The 13,860-nt window shown below is 59.7% G+C and carries 11 protein-coding genes and 4 tRNA genes; 13 read left to right on the plus strand and 2 right to left on the minus strand.

Annotation, left to right across the window (positions count from 1 at the left end):
• Positions 1 to 15 precede the first annotated feature (15 nt).
• The 9 genes from gltX to AC1RPZ_RS25225 all read left to right on the plus strand — a co-directional run bounded on the left by gltX (position 16) and on the right by AC1RPZ_RS25225 (position 5,280).
• Positions 16 to 1,497, plus strand: a complete 1,482-nt coding sequence (gltX, locus tag AC1RPZ_RS25185; RefSeq protein WP_493140323.1) for a glutamate--tRNA ligase — start codon at positions 16 to 18, stop codon at positions 1,495 to 1,497.
• Positions 1,498 to 1,666: 169 nt separating this feature from the next.
• A tRNA-Ala gene (locus tag AC1RPZ_RS25190) sits at positions 1,667 to 1,742 on the plus strand.
• 79 nt (positions 1,743 to 1,821) lie between these two features.
• Positions 1,822 to 1,897 (plus strand) — tRNA-Glu (locus tag AC1RPZ_RS25195).
• 53 nt (positions 1,898 to 1,950) lie between these two features.
• Positions 1,951 to 2,026, plus strand: a tRNA-Ala gene (locus AC1RPZ_RS25200).
• An 81-nt stretch (positions 2,027 to 2,107) separates the two neighbouring features.
• Positions 2,108 to 2,183 (plus strand) — tRNA-Glu (locus tag AC1RPZ_RS25205).
• A 180-nt stretch (positions 2,184 to 2,363) separates the two neighbouring features.
• Positions 2,364 to 2,903: a TetR/AcrR family transcriptional regulator gene (locus tag AC1RPZ_RS25210; RefSeq protein ID WP_493140325.1), complete on the plus strand. Its 540-nt coding sequence runs from the start codon at positions 2,364 to 2,366 to the stop codon at positions 2,901 to 2,903.
• Positions 2,904 to 2,932: 29 nt separating this feature from the next.
• On the plus strand, positions 2,933 to 3,766 hold the full coding sequence (locus tag AC1RPZ_RS25215) for an alpha/beta fold hydrolase (RefSeq protein WP_493140327.1): 834 nt from the start codon (positions 2,933 to 2,935) through the stop codon (positions 3,764 to 3,766).
• 47 nt (positions 3,767 to 3,813) lie between these two features.
• Positions 3,814 to 4,251 (plus strand): acyl-CoA thioesterase, encoded by a 438-nt coding sequence (locus AC1RPZ_RS25220; protein ID WP_493140329.1) that lies wholly within the window; start codon positions 3,814 to 3,816, stop codon positions 4,249 to 4,251.
• A gap of 69 nt (positions 4,252 to 4,320) precedes the next feature.
• On the plus strand, positions 4,321 to 5,280 hold the full coding sequence (locus AC1RPZ_RS25225) for a tRNA dihydrouridine synthase (protein ID WP_493140331.1): 960 nt from the start codon (positions 4,321 to 4,323) through the stop codon (positions 5,278 to 5,280).
• A 69-nt stretch (positions 5,281 to 5,349) separates the two neighbouring features.
• On the opposite strand, the gene AC1RPZ_RS25230 is transcribed toward AC1RPZ_RS25225, so the two are convergent.
• Together AC1RPZ_RS25230 and AC1RPZ_RS25235 are read right to left on the minus strand one after the other, a co-directional pair.
• On the minus strand, positions 5,350 to 8,640 hold the full coding sequence (locus AC1RPZ_RS25230) for an EAL domain-containing protein (protein ID WP_493140333.1): 3,291 nt from the start codon (positions 8,638 to 8,640) through the stop codon (positions 5,350 to 5,352).
• Positions 8,641 to 8,709: 69 nt separating this feature from the next.
• A complete protein-coding gene (locus AC1RPZ_RS25235; protein ID WP_493140335.1) occupies positions 8,710 to 9,600 on the minus strand; it encodes a LysR family transcriptional regulator in 891 nt (296 codons plus the stop codon).
• Between the two features lie 147 nt (positions 9,601 to 9,747).
• Between AC1RPZ_RS25235 and leuC the strand changes: the two genes are divergently transcribed.
• From leuC to leuB, 4 genes are all read left to right on the plus strand, one after another.
• Entirely contained in the window at positions 9,748 to 11,166 is a 1,419-nt protein-coding gene (leuC, locus tag AC1RPZ_RS25240; RefSeq protein WP_123425723.1) for a 3-isopropylmalate dehydratase large subunit, read from the plus strand.
• Positions 11,167 to 11,177: 11 nt separating this feature from the next.
• Entirely contained in the window at positions 11,178 to 11,822 is a 645-nt protein-coding gene (gene leuD, locus AC1RPZ_RS25245) for a 3-isopropylmalate dehydratase small subunit (protein ID WP_054596619.1), read from the plus strand.
• Positions 11,823 to 11,879: 57 nt separating this feature from the next.
• Positions 11,880 to 12,647 carry a class I SAM-dependent methyltransferase gene (locus AC1RPZ_RS25250; RefSeq protein WP_493140337.1) on the plus strand — a complete coding sequence of 256 codons (768 nt, stop codon included), beginning with the start codon at positions 11,880 to 11,882 and terminating at the stop codon, positions 12,645 to 12,647.
• Between the two features lie 65 nt (positions 12,648 to 12,712).
• Entirely contained in the window at positions 12,713 to 13,795 is a 1,083-nt protein-coding gene (gene leuB, locus AC1RPZ_RS25255; RefSeq protein ID WP_493140339.1) for a 3-isopropylmalate dehydrogenase, read from the plus strand.
• The last annotated feature ends 65 nt before the right edge of the window (positions 13,796 to 13,860 follow it).

A 13,860-nucleotide genomic window follows, 5' to 3' on the forward strand; every position in this document is an offset into this window, starting at 1 on the left:
CTTTCGAGACACGCCATGACCACCGTCCGCACTCGCATCGCGCCATCGCCTACCGGCGATCCCCATGTCGGCACCGCTTACATCGCTTTGTTCAACTATTGCTTTGCCAAGCAGCATGGCGGTGAGTTCATCCTGCGGATTGAAGACACCGACCAATTGCGTTCGACCCGCGAGTCCGAACAGCAGATTTTCGATGCCTTGCGCTGGTTGGGCATCAACTGGAGCGAAGGCCCGGATGTGGGCGGTCCGCACGGTCCGTATCGCCAGAGCGAGCGTGGCGACATCTATCAGAAGTACTGCCAGCAACTGGTCGATCTGGGCCATGCCTTCCCGTGCTTCTGCACCGCCGAAGAACTGGACCAGATGCGTGCCGAACAAATGGCCCGCGGTGAAACCCCGCGTTACGACGGTCGCGCGCTGTTGCTCTCCAAGGAAGAAGTCGCGCGCCGTCTGGCCGCTGGCGAGCCGCACGTCATCCGCATGAAGGTGCCGACCGAAGGCGTCTGCGTGGTGCCGGACATGCTCCGTGGCGACGTCGAGATCCCGTGGGATCGCATGGACATGCAAGTGTTGATGAAGACCGACGGCCTGCCGACCTACTTCCTCGCCAACGTGGTCGACGACCACCTGATGGGCATCACTCACGTCTTGCGCGGTGAAGAGTGGCTGCCCTCGGCGCCGAAGCTGATCCTGCTTTACGAGTACTTCGGCTGGGAGCAACCGGCGCTGTGCTACATGCCGCTGCTGCGTAACCCGGACAAGAGCAAGCTGTCCAAGCGCAAGAACCCGACCTCGGTGACGTTCTACGAGCGCATGGGCTTTATGCCGGAAGCGATGCTCAACTACCTCGGTCGCATGGGCTGGTCGATGCCGGACGAGCGCGAGAAGTTCTCGCTGCAGGAAATGGTCGACAACTTCGACCTGAAACGCGTTTCCCTGGGCGGGCCGATTTTCGACATCGAGAAACTGTCGTGGCTCAACGGCCAATGGTTGCGTGATCTGCCGGTGGAAGAGTTTGCCAGCCGTGTGCAGACCTGGGCGCTGAACCCCGAGTACATGATGAAGATCGCGCCGCACGTGCAAGGTCGGGTTGAAACCTTCAGCCAGATCGCACCGTTGGCCGGGTTCTTCTTCGCCGGTGGCGTGACCCCGGATGCCAAGCTGTTCGAATCCAAGAAGCTCTCGGGCGATCAGGTTCGCCAGTTGATGCAGTTGATCCTGTGGAAGCTCGAAAGCCTGCGTCAGTGGGAGAAGGACAGCATCACGGCGACCATTCAGGCAGTGGTCGAATCCCTGGAGTTGAAGCTGCGTGACGCCATGCCGCTGATGTTCGCCGCCATCACCGGTCAGGCCAGTTCGGTCTCGGTGCTGGATGCGATGGAAATCCTCGGCCCGGATCTGACGCGTTTCCGTCTGCGCCAGGCCATCGACTTGCTCGGTGGCGTGTCGAAGAAAGAAAACAAAGAGTGGGAAAAGCTCTTGGGCGCTATCGCGTAGCAGCTGCCAAAGGCTCGGGCCGCGTTCGGACGATCTTTCCAAAAGCCCCGTTTTTCGGGGGGAGGGCGGTAAGTGATTGTTATGTCGGCAAAAAATATTGAAAATTGTTGAAAATAAATTTGACAGTCTTTCGATACGCCCTTAAGATTCGCCCCGTCCTCAGCGATGAGGGGCTATAGCTCAGCTGGGAGAGCGCTTGCATGGCATGCAAGAGGTCGACGGTTCGATCCCGTCTAGCTCCACCAATTTACACTTCAAGGCTTGGCCACACCGGTTTTGAAGCGATCAGCACTCAGCGTTGATCAGTTGTATAGAAGGGTTTGCGTCCCCTTCGTCTAGTGGCCTAGGACACCGCCCTTTCACGGCGGTAACAGGGGTTCGAGTCCCCTAGGGGACGCCAGTTTTACAGAAGTGATGTTGCAAAACGTCGCTCCGCCGCGAGGCGAAAAATCCGGGGCTATAGCTCAGCTGGGAGAGCGCTTGCATGGCATGCAAGAGGTCGACGGTTCGATCCCGTCTAGCTCCACCAAATTTTACAGTTCAAGGTCTGGCCACACCGGCCTTGAATCGATCAGTACTCAGCACTGATCAGTTGTATAGAAGGGTTTGTGTCCCCTTCGTCTAGTGGCCTAGGACACCGCCCTTTCACGGCGGTAACAGGGGTTCGAGTCCCCTAGGGGACGCCACGATTACCCGCTCTGCGGGATTTATAAGGGTCATTCAATTATTGAATGGCCCTTTTGTTTGTCTGGCGTTTAGCTAATCCCTCATTCTCCCAAAACTTTCTTCTGACCAACGGTCACATCAACGACTTGCGTAAAATTATTATGAGAATAATATTCTAATCGTAATATTCGGAGATAACGATGAACGACAAAAAAGCTAAAACCCGTGAACGTATTCTCCAGGCCGCCAGTTCCGCGCTGATTCAGCGTGGCCCGGCAGAACCTAGCGTGGGTGAAGTGATGGGCGCTGCCGGCCTTACCGTCGGCGGTTTCTATGCTCACTTCGAAAGCAAGGACGCGATGATGCTGGAGGCCTTCACTCAATTGCTCGGCCAGCGTCGGGCCATGATTGCCGATATGGACGCCGAGCTGACTGGCGAGGAGCGCCGGGCGTTGGTCGCTGCGTTTTACCTGTCACGCAAACACCGTGATTCCACCGAACACGCCTGCCCGATTCCGGCGTCGATAGGCGAGTTGGGGCGTTTGCCGGACGATTTCCGTCTGGCCTTGAATGAACACGTCGAACTGATGGTCGCGCAATTGGCCGCCAGCCCGGAAGACATCGACAAAGCGCTGGCTGACTTGGCGCTGATGGTCGGTGGTTTGGCCCTGGCGCGGGCGCTGGGTGCCGGCGAGTTGTCCGATCGATTATTGCGTGCCGCTAAGTCGGCGGTGCTATGACCTGAAGCACAAGCCTTTGGAGATGAGCGATGAGCACGTTAAGTTGGATTCGTGGCGTTAATGGCACCTTGGGCTGGGTCGCACCACAGTTGGTGGCAAGCAAGATGCGTTCGGCGTTCATGACGCCGCGCGAGCTGCCGCCGCGTGATTGGGAAATGCCGCTGCTGGCGAATTCCGAGCGAATCACCTTGCGCTTCGGCCTTTCAGCGTTGCGCTGGGGGCAGGGCCCGACGGTGCTGTTGATGCACGGCTGGGAAGGTCGGCCGACGCAATTTGCCAGTCTGATCACGGCGCTGGTAGACGCCGGCTACACCGTGGTTGCGCTGGATGGCCCGGCTCACGGTCGTTCTCCTGGTCGCGAGGCCAATGTGGTGCTGTTTGCGCGAGCCATGCTTGAAGCGGCGGCGGAGCTGCCACCTTTGCAAGCGGTCATCGGTCACTCTATGGGGGGTGCCAGTGCGATGCTTGCCGTTCAATTGGGTTTGCGCACTGAAACCCTGGTCAGTATCGCCGCACCGGCGCGGATTCTCGCTGTGTTGCGCGGTTTTGCCCGTCACGTTCGCATGCCGCCCAAGGCGCGCTCGGCGTTTATCCGCAAGGTCGAGCAGGATGTTGGCATCCAGGCCTCGCGACTTGATGTCGCCCATTACCAGCTGGATATGCCGGGGCTGATCGTACACGCCGAAGACGACTGCTTTGTCTCGGTCAAGGAGTCGCAGCTGATTCACGACGCCTGGTTCGACAGTCGCCTGTTGCGCCTGGAAGAGGGGGGGCATCAGCGGGTGCTGGCTGATCCTCGATTGATCGAAGGCGTGCTGTCGCTGCTGTCCGGTCGTAGCTTGCAGGCGCGCCAATCTGCCTGATCATCCGTTACACTCCCCCGGTCGAATAATCTGACCGGGAGTGGGGCATGGGCTGGGATCGGGCAACGCCATTTATCATTGACCTGCAGGTGGCTGCCGAAGACATCGATGGTCTGGGGCACGCCAATAACGCCGTGTACGTCACCTGGCTCGAGCGCTGCGCCTGGCGCCACTCGCAGCGCCTGGGGCTGGACCTGACCGAGTATCGGCGGCTGGACCGGGCGATGGCGGTGGTGCGCCACGAAATCGATTACCTGGCTGCCGCGTATGAGGACGATGAATTGCAGTTGGCGACCTGGATCGTCGACTGGGATCAGCGCCTGAAGATGACCCGACACTTCCAGCTGATCCGCCCCAGCGACAACGCCACGTTGCTGCGGGCGCAAACCACGTTTGTCTGCATCGAGCTGTCCAGCGGCAAGCCCAAGCGCATGCCGGCGGAATTCATCGAAGGCTACGGCCCGGCGTTGCAAGTCACGATCTGACAAAGCCCCCCCGCCCCTACGTGGTGTAAATCCAGTAAACTGCCGCACGTTTTTCGTTGAGTGTTTTCCATGCAAATTGCTTTGGCGCCCATGGAGGGGTTGGTCGACAACATCCTGCGGGACGTGTTGACTCGTGTTGGCGGTATCGATTGGTGCGTGACCGAGTTCATTCGGATCAACGATCAACTGCTTACACCTGCCTATTTCCACAAATTCGGCCCTGAACTGCTGAACGGCGCCAAGACCGCTGCCGGCGTGCCGTTGCGTGTGCAACTGCTCGGTTCCGATCCGGTGTGCCTGGCGGAAAACGCGGCGCTGGCCTGTGAGCTGGGCTCAGAGGTGATTGATCTGAATTTCGGTTGCCCGGCCAAGACCGTGAACAAATCACGCGGCGGTGCAGTACTTCTCAAAGAGCCTGAGCTGCTCAACGAAATCGTCGAGCACGTGCGCCGCGCAGTGCCGGCGCACATCCCGGTGACCGCCAAGATGCGATTGGGTTTTGACAGTCCCGACGGCGCGCTGGTGTGTGCCACGGCATTGGCTGAGGGCGGTGCAGCGCACATTGTGGTGCATGCACGGACCAAGACTGACGGCTACAAGCCGCCAGCGCATTGGGAGTGGATCCCACGGGTGCAGGAAGTGGTCAAGGTGCCGGTGTTCGCCAATGGCGATATCTGGAGCGTTGAAGACTGGCGCCGTTGCCGTGAAATCAGCGGCGTGGAAGACATCATGCTGGGTCGCGGCCTGGTCTCGCGCCCTGACCTGGCGCGGCAAATCGCTGCGGCACGGGCGGGTGAGGAAGTGGTCGAGATGACCTGGGCTGAGTTGCTGCCCCTGCTTCAGGACTTCTGGTTGCAAGCCAAGGCACAGATGACGCCACGCCAGTCGCCGGGTCGCTTGAAGCAGTGGCTGGCGATGCTGACCCGCAATTATCCCGAAGCGGTGGAGCTGTTCACAGTCCTGCGTCGTGAGACCGAACTGGATCAGGTATCGCGTTTGCTGGGTGTCCAGGTCTCTGAAGCAGCCTGAAAAACCGGCTCTGGAACACTGAGTCATCGCGATGAAGAAGGGCGCCACTGGCGCCCTTTTTTGTGCTCGTCATTTGAGCAGTTTCAGGAACCCCTCCAGCGGTAGCGGTCGACTGTGCAGATAGCCCTGATACAAATGGCAGCCCAGCCCTTGTAGAAACGCCAGCTGCTCCGGTGTCTCCACTCCTTCGGCGATCACTTCCAATTCCAGGCTGCGTGCCATGGCCACAATGGCGCGGATGATTTCTGCATCGTTCGGGTCGGTGGTCGCATCGTGGATAAAGGACTGGTCGATCTTCAATGTGTCCACCGGCAGGCGCTTCAGGTACGTCAGCGAGGAGTAACCGGTGCCAAAATCGTCCATGGCAAAGCTGACACCGAGTTTCTTCAGGCGGCGCATCTTGCCGATGGTGTCGTCCAGGTTCTGGATCACGATGCCTTCGGTAATCTCCAGCTTGAGCAGCGAGCACGGTAACCCGTGACTGCTCAGGCAGTGTTCAATCCGTTCGACGAAGTCATTCTGGCGAAATTGCCGTGGGCTGATGTTCACACAAAGACTGAAATTCAACGGATCGATCAGGCCTCCATCGATCAGTTGCCTGAAGGCCTGGCAGGCTTCATCGAGGATCCAGGTGCCGACTTCCAGAATCAGTCCGCTGTCCTCCAGCACCTTGATGAATTCGGTGGGCGATTGCACGCCCAGCTGCGGGTGGTGCCAGCGTACCAGGGCTTCAGCGCCGATGATTCGATCGTCTTGCGCGTCCACCTGAGGCTGGTACTGCACGCTGAACTCGCCTCGTGAAAGGGCCAGGCGCAGGTCGGTTTCCATCCGCAGGCGTTCACTGGCGGCTTTTTGCATGGTGGTGTGGAACATCTGCGTGGTATTGCGCCCCGAGTCCTTGGCCCGGTAGAGCGCGATGTCGGCGCGCTTGAGCAGGTCGGTCGGGGTTGAGCCGTGATCGGGGATCAAGGCCACGCCGATGCTCGGTGTGACTTGCAGGCGCTGACCGTCGAGGAACATCGGCTCGGACAGCAGTTCGCGCAACGTGTCGGCCAGCTCGCGAACCTGTTCGGTGACCTCGCTGCGTGTACCTTCCAGGCCGCTCAACAGCACCACAAACTCATCGCCACCCAGTCGCGCCACGGTGTCTTCCATGCGCACGCTGGCTTCGAGTCGTGCGGTGATGATTTTCAGCACCGTGTCGCCCACCGGGTGACCCAGCGAGTCGTTGATGTGCTTGAAGTGGTCGAGATCGAGGAACAGTAGGGCGCCGCGCAGGTTGTGGCGTTTGAGCAGGGCGATCTGCTGGCTCAGGCGATCCATTAGCAGGGCGCGGTTGGGCAGGTTGGTCAGCGGGTCGTGGTAGGCCAGGTGACGGATCTGCGCTTCGGCATTTTTCAGCAGGCTGACGTCCCGGGCGGTCAGCAGCAGGCAGGCGGTTTCGTTCAGGGTGATGGGTTCGACCGACACCTCGAGCGTGAGAATCTCGCCGCGCTTGTTGCGACCGAGCATTTCCTGGTGATGCACCCGGCCTTTGATCTTCAATTCGGCCAGCAGTGCCGAGCGTTGTTTTTCTTCGGCCCAGAGGCCGACCTGATACACGGTTTTGCCAACCACCTCATCGGCACGGTAGCCGGTCAACCGACAGAAACCATCATTGACCTCCAGGTAACGTCCGCTGTCGCGCTCGGTGATGGTGATGGCGTCGGGGCTGGAGTGAAACGCTTTGGCAAATTTTTCTTCGCTGGCCTTGAGCGCTGCCTCGGAACGTTGCTGCTGGGTGATGTCGCGCAAGGTGGTGACGATGCATGGCTCGTTGCCGACGCTGATCTGGCGACTGGAAATCACGCAGGTCAGGGGTTGTCCGTCCTTGTGGTGAACGATGATCGCGACGTTGTTCAACGCTTGTTCACGAATCACCTGTTCGATGCGCTGCTGGCGTTTCACCGAGGCGTCCCAGAGGCCGATTTCGTCGGCGCTGCGGTCGATGACGTCGCGGGTGGTCCAGCCGAAGGTCTGGGTGAAAGCGGAGTTGATTTCGATGAACTGACCCGTGTCCTGGCGCGTCACGCAGATCGGGTCCGGGCTGACCTGGAACAGGCTGGCGAATTTTTCCTCGGAGGTGATCAGGCGTTGTTCGCGCTCCACCTGGTCGGTGATGTCGAGCAGAGTGCCGGCCATGCGCAGTGGCGCGCCGGACTCATCGCGATAGAGCCGTGCACGGCTTTCCAGGTAGCGCGAACTGCCGTCGGCCAATTGCACGTGGTAGGTCAGCTGATAATTGCCGGCCGGGCCTTCGCGGAGGCTGCGGTAGGCGTCGCGCATGCTGCCGCGCTCATCGTCGGGCACACCTTCGAAAAACGCATCGAAGGGTTCGTGAAAGGGCACCGGGTCAAGGCCATGCAACTGCGCGGCGCGGGCCGAGCCGTAGAGCATGCCACTGGGAATGTGCCAGTCCCAGGTGCCGAGTTGCGCTGAATCCAGGGCCAGGTCCAGGCGCTCCTGGCTGTCTTTGAGCGCTTGCTCGGCGAGTTTGCGTTCGCTGGTGTCGAGGAATGTGCTGAGCAGGTAGGGCTGGCCTTCGAGTTCAACCTTTTGCGCGCTGAGAATGCCATCGTGGACCTGGCCGTTGCTGGCGCGAAACTGCACCTCCATGCTGACCAGCTCGCCCTTGGCCTTGGTTGCCTTGACCAGTTTGGCGCGTTGTTCCGGGTTCACCCAAAGGCCCAGTTCCAGTGTCGTGCGGCCGATCACGCTGTGCACGGGCCAGCCAAACAGGCTTTCGAAGTATTGATTGGCTTCGCTGATCAGGCCGTCTTCCTGGCGGGTCAGCAGCACCATGTTCGGGCATAGATGAAATAGCGTTGCGAAACGTTTCTCAGAGCTGCTCAGGGCCTGTTCGCGCTGGCGTTGATGGGTGATCTCGCGGATCACCCCGATCATCCGTGGCCGGCCTTGTTTGTCCGGTATCAGGCTGCCGTTGATCTCCAGCCAGTGCAGGCTGCCGTCGGGCCAGCGGATCCGGTGATGCATCGCCTGTTCCAGCGGTGCGCCAGCGACCACGGCGTTAAAGGCCCGCAGGGTTTTGGCGCGATCCTCCACCGGCAACAGATCCAGGTATTCCAAGTCGGCCGGCAGTGGCTTTTTTGGGTCAAACCCGAACAGGGCTTGAGTCCCCCGCGACCAGCTGATCAGCCCGCGTTCAATGTCCCAGTACCAGGCGCCCAAGCGTGCACCGTTCAAGGCGGCGAGCAGTTGTGGCGCACTCTCCCAAATCTGCTCCGAGGTACGCGGGTCGAGCGCCTGAATGCGCGGCATTGGGGGCGTGCGTGAGCGAGTGCGGTCAGCAGATTTGGGCATGGGTAACAAGCCTTGGGCTGAATGGGGTGTTTGGCGCTGGGATTTTCAACCTTAAAGGATTAGCACAACTTAGCCGTGAGTCCGTGGCAAATCGATTTGTGCGTCCAACAAGGCCATGAAAGCCCGTGCAGCATTCGACAGCGTCCGTTCGGTGTGCACGATATAGCCTAGCTGGCGAGTGAGTTGTATGCCCGGTAAAGGAATGCGTGCCACTTGATCGTCGAGCATGGTGCGTGGCAACACGCTCCAGGCCAGGCCAATGGAAACCATCATCTTGATAGTTTCCAGATAGTTAGTGCTCATCGCGATGTTCGGCGTCAGCCCTTGGGCTTCGAAAAGTCGTTGCACGATGTGGTGGGTAAAGGTGTTACCACCAGGGAAAACCGCCGGATGGCGGGCAATATCGGCCAGGCTGACGGCGCCGTTGCTGATCAGCGAGTGTTCCGGGGCCGCCACGAAGTCCAGTGGGTCGTCCCACACCGGCGTGGCCTTCACCAGCGTGTGTGGCTCGGGCGCCAGGGTAATGACCGCCAGTTCGGCGCGGCCATGCAGAATTTCCTCGTAGGCAACTTCCGAATCGAGGAACTGAATATCCAGCGCGACCTCGGGATAGCGCCGGGTGAACGCCCGCAGCAAGGGCGGCAGGCGGTGTAGACCGATGTGGTGACTGGTCGCCAGTGTCAGACGGCCGGTCACTTCGCCGGTCAGGTTGGTCAGCGCCCGGCGCGTGTCATCCAGCACGTTAAGAATCTGATAAGCCCGCGGCAGGAGGGCGCGTCCGGCTTCGGTCAGGCTGACTTCCCGACCCAGTCGATCAAACAGCCGCACCTTGAGCTGCTGCTCCAGCCCGGCGATGCGTTTGCTGATGGCCGGCTGGGTCAGGTGCAGCCGTTCACCTGCACCGGAGAAGCTGCCGGTCTCGGCGATGGCTATAAAAGCATTGAGGTTGGCCAGGTCCATGGTTGTATTCCAGTTGGTTATCCAAAGCATAAAAAATATGAATTTGAGTTATTTAATGTAACCCCATAGGATCGACCTCACAAGCCAAGGGGTTATTGAAGCGTCCTTAACCCGGGGCATAGAAACAAGCTGATGAGGAAACGTCTGATGGCCGGCAAAACGCTCTACGACAAGCTCTGGGATTCGCATTTGGTCAAGCAGCGCGACGATGGTTCGGCGCTGATCTACATCGATCGTCACATCATTCACGAAGTGACCTCGCCGCAAGCCTTCGAAGGTCTGCGTCTGGCCGGGCGCAAACCGTGGCGCATCGATGCCAACATCGCGACCCCGGACCACAACGTACCGACGACTCCAGAGCGCAAGGGCGGCATTGCCGCCATCGCTGACGAAGTCTCGCGTTTGCAGGTTCAGACCCTCGATGACAACTGTGACGAATATGGCATCGTCGAATTCAAGATGAATGACGTACGTCAAGGCATCGTTCACGTTATCGGTCCGGAGCAGGGCGCAACCTTGCCGGGCATGACCGTGGTCTGCGGTGACTCCCATACCTCGACCCACGGCGCTTTTGGCGCATTGGCTCACGGTATCGGCACTTCCGAGGTCGAGCACGTGCTCGCCACCCAGTGCCTGGTCGCCAAGAAAATGAAGAACATGCTGGTTTCGGTCGAAGGCACCTTGCCGTTCGGCGTGACCGCCAAGGACATCGTTCTGGCTGTTATCGGCAAGATCGGCACTGCCGGCGGTAACGGCCACGCCATCGAATTCGCCGGTAGCGCGATTCGTGAGTTGTCGGTCGAAGGCCGCATGACCATCTGCAACATGTCCATCGAAGCCGGTGCGCGGGTTGGTCTGGTTGCCGCTGACGAAAAGACCGTTGCCTACGTCAAGGGGCGTCCGTTCGCACCGAAAGGCGCGGAGTGGGATTTGGCTGTCGAAGCCTGGAAAGACCTGGTTTCCGATGCAGATGCCAAGTTCGACACCATCGTTGAACTCGATGCTGCGCAGATCAAACCGCAAGTCAGCTGGGGTACTTCCCCGGAAATGGTCCTCGCGGTCGATCAGAACGTGCCGGATCCGGCTAAAGAGATGGACCTGGTCAAGCGCGACTCCATCGTCCGCGCCTTGAAATACATGGGTTTGACCGCCAATCAGGCGATCACCGACATTCAACTGGACCGCGTATTCATTGGCTCCTGCACCAACTCGCGGATCGAAGATTTGCGCGCTGCGGCGGTGATTGCCAAGGGCCGTAAAGTGGCTTCGACCATCAAGCAAGCCATTGTGGTGCCGGGTTCGGGCCTGGTGAAGGCCCAAGCCGAAGCTGAAGGGCTGGACAAGATTTTCCTCGAGGCCGGTTTCGAATGGCGTGAGCCAGGGTGCTCGATGTGCCTGGCAATGAACCCGGACCGTTTGGAGTCCGGCGAGCATTGCGCATCGACCTCCAACCGTAACTTCGAAGGTCGTCAGGGCGCCGGTGGCCGTACGCACCTGGTGAGCCCGGCGATGGCCGCCGCCGCCGCTGTCAACGGTCGTTTCGTCGACGTCCGTGAATTGATCTAAAGGAGCGCAGCATGAAAGCTTTTACCCAGCACACTGGTCTTGTCGCGCCTTTGGATCGTGCCAACGTCGACACCGATCAGATCATTCCCAAGCAGTTCTTGAAGTCGATCAAGCGCACCGGTTTTGGCCCGAATCTGTTCGACGAGTGGCGTTACCTGGATGTGGGCCAACCGTATCAGGACAACTCCAAGCGTCCGTTGAACAAGGACTTCGTGCTCAACGCCGAGCGTTATCAAGGTGCCAGCGTGTTGCTCGCCCGGGAAAACTTCGGCTGCGGTTCGAGCCGCGAGCATGCGCCTTGGGCCCTGGAAGAGTACGGTTTCCGCAGCATCATCGCGCCGAGCTACGCCGATATTTTCTTCAACAACAGCTTCAAGAACGGCTTGCTGCCAATCATCTTGAGCGACGCTGAAGTCGACGAGTTGTTTGCGCAGGTGGAAGCCAATCCTGGCTACCAGTTGCAGATCGACTTGCAGGCCCAGACCGTGACCCGTCCTGACGGCAAGGTCCTGAGCTTTGAAATCGATGCGTTCCGCAAACACTGCCTGCTCAACGGTCTGGACGATATCGGCCTGACCTTGCAGGACGGTGATGCGATTGCCGCGTTCGAAGCCAGGCACCGCGCCAGCCAGCCATGGTTGTTCCGCGACGCTTGATTGCTCGCGATGAGGCCCCAATAAACACCACAAGACTCACCCCTTAAGGAAGTCATCATGACCAGCACTGCCCAGCACAGCGAAGTCGTACAAAAGCAATTCGGTGAACAGGCTGCCGCCTACCTGAGCAGCGCAGTACACGCCCAAGGTACCGAATTCGCACTGCTACAGGCCGAACTCGCAGGTCGCGATGATGCACGTGTGCTGGACCTGGGCTGCGGTGCTGGTCATGTGAGTTTTCATGTCGCTTCGCTGGTGAAAGAAGTAGTGGCCTACGACCTGTCGCAGCAGATGCTCGACGTGGTGGCTGGCGCTGCGGTTGATCGTGGCCTGAACAACGTGACCACCGTGCTCGGTGCGGCGGAGCGTCTGCCGTTCGCCGATGGTGAATTCGATTTCGTCTTCAGCCGTTATTCGGCGCACCATTGGAGCGATCTCGGGCAGGCTTTGCGCGAAGTGCGCCGGGTACTCAAGCCGGGTGGCGTGGCAGCGTTCATAGATGTCTTGTCTCCGGGCAGTCCGTTGTTCGACACTTACCTGCAAAGCGTTGAAGTGCTGCGCGACACCAGCCACGTGCGTGATTATTCCGCCGGGGAGTGGTTGCGTCAGGTCAGCGAGGCGGGGTTGCATACCCGTAGCACCACGCGCCAGCGGCTGCGTCTGGAGTACAACTCCTGGGTCGAGCGCATGCGCACACCGCAAGCATTGCGCGTGGCGATCCGTGAGTTGCAGCAGGCAATGGGCAACGAAGTGCGCGAGTATTTCGAGATAGAAGCCGATGGTTCGTTCAGCACCGATGTGCTGGTGCTGATGGCTGAACGATAAGCGCCGAGCGCTGGAATTTTTCCGGGCGCGCCCATGAGCGCGCCGACTGATGACATGAGGAACGCATGAGCAAGCAGATTCTGATTCTCCCAGGTGACGGTATTGGCCCGGAAATCATGACCGAAGCGGTCAAGGTGCTGGAGCTGGCCAACGACAAGTTCGCGCTGGATTTTGAGCTGAGCCATGACGTGATCGGCGGCGCCGCCATCGACAAGCACGGCGTGCCGTTGGCCGACGAAACCCTGGCCCGCGCTCGCGCTGCCGATGCGGTGTTGCTGGGTGCGGTGGGTGGTCCGAAATGGGACACCATCGAGCGTGATATTCGTCCAGAGCGCGGCTTGTTGAAGATTCGTGCGCAACTGGGCCTGTTCGGCAACCTGCGTCCGGCGATTCTGTATCCGCAACTGGCCGAAGCTTCGAGCCTGAAAGCGGAAATCGTCGCGGGCCTGGACATCCTGATCGTCCGTGAACTGACCGGCGGTATCTACTTCGGCGCGCCACGTGGTGTGCGCGAGCTGGAAAATGGCGAGCGTCAGGCTTACGACACCCTGCCATACAGCGAAAGCGAAATCCGTCGTATCGCCCGTGTCGGTTTCGACATGGCGCGTGTACGCGGCAAGAAGCTCTGCTCGGTCGACAAGGCCAACGTTCTGGCGTCCAGCCAGCTGTGGCGCGAAATCGTCGAGCAAGTGGCCAAGGATTACCCGGATGTCGAGCTGAGCCACATGTACGTCGACAACGCCGCCATGCAACTGGTGCGTGCACCGAAGCAGTTCGACGTGATCGTCACCGACAACCTGTTCGGCGATATCCTGTCCGACGAAGCTTCGATGCTCACCGGATCCATCGGCATGTTGCCGTCGGCCTCGCTGGATGCCAACAATAAAGGCATGTACGAGCCGTGCCACGGTTCGGCGCCGGACATCGCAGGCAAAGGCATCGCCAACCCGTTGGCGACGATTCTGTCGGTGTCGATGATGTTGCGTTACAGCTTCAATCAGGTTGTGGCCGCTGATGCTATTGAAAAGGCCGTGAGCCTGGTATTGGACCAAGGGCTGCGCACAGGTGACATCTGGTCGCCGGGTTGCGCGAAAGTAGGTACGCAGGAAATGGGCGACGCAGTAGTCGCAGCGCTGCGGAATCTGTAATCTCTCTGGCCCCGCTTGTCGCTGATGCCGGCAAGCGAGCCCACTTTTTGTAAAAGGTGTAGTTG

It is taken from the genome of Pseudomonas sp. GW822-FHT02D10 (assembly GCF_058802345.1).